The 2,932-nt window shown below is 66.5% G+C and carries 3 protein-coding genes; 1 reads left to right on the top strand and 2 read right to left on the bottom strand.

From position 1 onward, the window contains the following. Nucleotides 1-1,284 (top strand): ATP-dependent helicase C-terminal domain-containing protein (locus MXAZACID_RS20110; RefSeq protein ID WP_008494134.1); only part of this gene is annotated, 1,284 nt, incomplete at its 5' end. 78 nt (nt 1,285-1,362) lie between these two features. Here the strand turns inward: MXAZACID_RS20110 and MXAZACID_RS09750 are convergent. Further along, entirely contained in the window at nt 1,363-1,896 is a 534-nt protein-coding gene (locus tag MXAZACID_RS09750; RefSeq protein WP_008494135.1) for a hypothetical protein, read from the bottom strand. Between the two features lie 406 nt (nt 1,897-2,302). Further along, nucleotides 2,303-2,932: M20/M25/M40 family metallo-hydrolase (locus MXAZACID_RS09755; RefSeq protein WP_008494136.1), on the bottom strand; the 630-nt coding region annotated here is incomplete at its 5' end.

Raw genomic sequence — 2,932 nt, forward strand, 5'->3', positions numbered from 1 at the left:
CCCTTCCCGGACGCCCCGCCCGACGGCGCGCTGAAAGCCGCCCAGGCGCTGCTGGCGCAGCTGGGGGCGCTGGATGAGGCGGGCAGGATCACGGCGTTGGGCCGGGAGATGGCCCGGCTGCGCGCCGAACCGCGCCTGGCCGCGATGATGCTGGCCGCCCCGGACAAACCCACCCGCGCTTTGGCCGCCGACATCGCCGCGATCCTGGAAGAGCGCGATTTCCTCGCCCAGACCGCCAGCGCGGATCTGCAATTGCGCCTGGACGTACTGGCCGGGCGCGGCGAGGGCGACCGCGCCATCCTTTCGCGCGTGCGCCAGGCGGCGAAGATCTATCGCAACCGGCTGGGGCTGGGGAGCCTGCCCGGCTTTGGCGCGCCGGGGCCGGTGGTCGCCGCCGGGTTTCCGGACCGCATCGCCCAGGCGCGCGGGGCGGATGGCTCTTACCGGCTCTCCGGGGGCGGCGCCGGCAATCTTCCGGCCGCCGACCCGCTGGCCCGCAACCGGCTGCTGGCGGTGGCGTCGCTGGATGGCAAGGGCGCGAAAATCCGCCTGGGCGCGGCTTTGGATGCGGATGATCTGCCGGATTTCCTGCGCGCCCGCTGCAAGACCACGCGCGAGACCGGGTTCGATCCGGTGAGCAATAATGTCTCGGTGCGCGAGCGGGTGCGGCTGGGCAATCTGGTGTTGCGCGACCGCGCGGCAGCACCCAACCCCGAGGAAATCCAGGCCGCCCTGGCGCAGGCGCTCTCCACCCGGCTGGAGCAGCTGGACTGGACCGACGCGGCGGAAAATCTCTGCGCCCGCGTCGCGGTGATGCGCGGGGTGGATGACAGCTATCCGGACCTCTCCCGCGCTACCCTCGCCGCCACCGTGCAGGACTGGCTGGCCCCCTATCTCGCCGGGATGACGACGCTGAAGGAGGCAAAGGGTCTGGACCTTTATAGCCTGCTGCGCGGTCTGATGAGCCATGAACAGGCCACCCGCCTGGACAAGGAACTGCCCGCCGAACTCAACCTCAAACATGGAAGGGTGCGGATCGATTATTCCGGCCCGCTGCCCGTCGCCTCCGCCCGGGCGCATGTGTTTTACGGCACGGACGCGACGCCGCAACTGGCCGGGGGCAAAATTCCGCTGCAACTGGCGTTGCTCTCCCCGGCGCAACGGCCGATCGCCATCACCGCCGACCTCGCCGGCTTCTGGCGCGGCGGCTGGGCGGATGCCAGGCGCGATATGCGCGGGCGCTATCCCAAGCATGACTGGCCGGAAGAGCCCTGGCGCGGATAAGATTTCATCGCCTCATTTCGGCCAGGCCCGGTGGCCGCGGTTGCGGCGCAGTGTATCGATGCGCTGGCGCCGGCAGCCTCACAGCCGCCAGTTTGGCCGAACCGGTTGCAAGCAGATTTCGCCCTGCATGGCCCAGCGCACCCGCACCTGCAAGGTCTCGCCATTCGGCAGCTCCAGGCTGAACTGGTCGCACAGGCTCGGCTCATCGGGAATGGTGACGCGGAACAGCTCCCCATGAACGCCCAGCAGATCGCAATCATGCGGCTCGGGCTCGCCATTTTCGCGGGGGATGATGATTCGGGTGACCGGGTTGAGGATTTCCAGGCCAAGCACATTGCCGTTCACCCAGCGCACGCCGACCATGCGGCGCCAGCCATCGGCATGTTCCAGTTCCACCTCCTGGCCGGTGGAGAAATGCCGCCCGGCATCCGGACGCGGTGAGAGGATGACGGCGCGGTAGCCGGCTACCGAACAATCGGTGATGCGGCACGGATGCCGGAAGGGCTGCCCGGGAATGCGCAGCAGGGTGCGGCGGGATAGGTAGGAGCCGGTTTCCACCGGATGCGGCGGGGCGTGCCGCTGCTCCCAGGGCGTGGAAGTCTGGAGGTCCATGAACGGTTTCCATCCTTGGCGAAGTTTGAAGTGACAAGGATGATGCGCAGAAGGAATTAATAAAAAATTTCGAAAAGTGATGCCTTACAGCTTCGTAATTTACTGTTTCGAATGGTGTTCGTTTTCAAAAACGTCATGCAAAACCACAAAATTTTGGGGCTGTCCCAGATCTTCATTCATCTGGCCATTATGTCGATCCCGAGTCTCTTCGCCTTTTGCCCGTGGCGTCAAGGGGTTTACTCGCCTTCGGCGACGCGCGGCGAAGCCGCGCGCCCTTGACGCCACGGGCAAAAGGCGAAACCCTGCAATGATCGAAATAATGCTGATCCTTCAAGGCGTTGACCGTATATGCCTGAAAGTTATCTGAGATAGCCGTAAAACTTTTGGGAATTTCCCAAATCGCCTCTTACGGGGTCAGCGCCGCCCAGAGCGCTTCCACCGCCAGGGCCAGATCCGCCTCGTCCATGGCTTCATCCGGATTATGGCTGCCATTCCAGTTGCGGATGAAAATCATCGTGCTCTCCCAGCCGGCCATCGCGAACGCCGCGGCATCATGGCCGCCGCCGGCGCGCATGCGCCGGGGGGCATGGCCCAGCCGCGCCGCGCCGGAAGCCGCCAGCGCCACCATCGCCTCGGAAAGCTGCGCCGGCTGGCTGCGGCTTTGCGCGCCGAGCTGGAAACCTATGCCGGGCCGGGCGATTTCGATGCGGGCGATTTCCGCGCGCAGCCGCCGCTCCGCCTCGTCCAGCGTGGCGTTGTTTTCGGAGCGCAGATCGACACAGAATTCCAACGTCCCGGCCACCTTGGCCATGGCATGGACCGGGCTGGCGGCGTCCACCCTGCCGAAGGTCACGGTCAGGTCATGGCCCTGCGCCAGCATCTCGTCCCAGACCTGCTCCATCGCCATCGCCAGATCGGCGAAGGCGATCACCGCATCCGCGCGCCCTTCGCGCGGGGCGCCGCCGGAATGCGCCCAGACGCCATCGATGCGCGCGTTACGGTAGCGCAGCCCGCCGCGAATCGCGGTGACCAGCCC

The organism is Acidocella sp. MX-AZ02, assembly GCF_000306035.1.
GTDB classification, from domain to species: Bacteria; Pseudomonadota; Alphaproteobacteria; order Acetobacterales; family Acetobacteraceae; genus Acidocella; species Acidocella facilis.

Excerpts from the sequence above, each read along its gene's own strand:
- MXAZACID_RS09750 (WP_008494135.1), bottom strand. The coding sequence starts at position 1,896 with ATGGACCTCCAGACTTCCACGCCCTGGGAGCAGCGGCACGCCCCGCCG.